The organism is Psychroflexus lacisalsi, assembly GCF_020164495.1.
GTDB lineage: Bacteria > Bacteroidota > Bacteroidia > Flavobacteriales > Flavobacteriaceae > Psychroflexus > Psychroflexus lacisalsi.
The window spans coordinates 1-685 of the sequence record NZ_JAIQYZ010000020.1 but is presented as its reverse complement, the minus strand read 5'-3'; the positions used below and the strand labels follow the sequence as shown (position 1 = coordinate 685).

1 tRNA gene and 2 rRNA genes are annotated in these 685 nt (G+C 38.1%); all 3 read left to right on the top strand.

From position 1 onward, the window contains the following. Positions 1-114: ribosomal RNA gene (locus LB449_RS13790) — 16S ribosomal RNA — on the top strand; the annotation flags it as partial. A gap of 132 nt (positions 115-246) precedes the next feature. Continuing rightward, a tRNA-Ile gene (locus tag LB449_RS13785) sits at positions 247-320 on the top strand. A gap of 278 nt (positions 321-598) precedes the next feature. After that, a 23S ribosomal RNA gene (locus LB449_RS13780) occupies positions 599-685 on the top strand; the annotation flags it as partial.

Sequence of the window (685 nt, the reverse complement as noted above, 5' to 3'; positions counted from 1 at the left end):
CTGGGGGTACCTGAAGTCGGTCGCCGCAAGGAGCCGCCTAGGGTAAAACTAGTAACTGGGGCTAAGTCGTAACAAGGTAGCCGTACCGGAAGGTGCGGCTGGAATACCTCCTTTTTTAGAGTATTGCGTCTGATAAGATGTAGTAGACGTTTAGAGAAAGGGAATTAATTAAGCTTTGATCCGGAAAGGATTAGGATAAGCTTTGATGTTTCTAATTGTCAATTTAATTATTATTATAAAGCCTCCAGTCTCATAGCTCAGCTGGTTAGAGCGCTACACTGATAATGTAGAGGTCGGCAGTTCGAGTCTGCCTGAGACTACTTTATAGTCTTCAAGGCACAAGAGAAGAGTTAGAAAAGTTAAGAGTAAGATTTTAGCTAATTTAATTTTTAGATATAGGGTTTATAATAAGAATGGTAATATTTAATTGAGTTTAAGTATTATGACAAAGGTTTCTTTACTTATACAAGGTGTAGGTAAGAGATTTAAACGTTCATTGACATATTGAGAATATATAAGAATACGAGAGTAAGAGCGTATTTCTTTCATTAAGAAAGGAGTATGACGAGTAAAAATAAAAATAAATAATTATCGAATAGATAAGCTTATTAAGGGCGTATGGGGGATGCCTAGGCTCTCAGAGGCGACGAAGGACGTGACAAGCTGCGATAAGCTGCGGGGATTA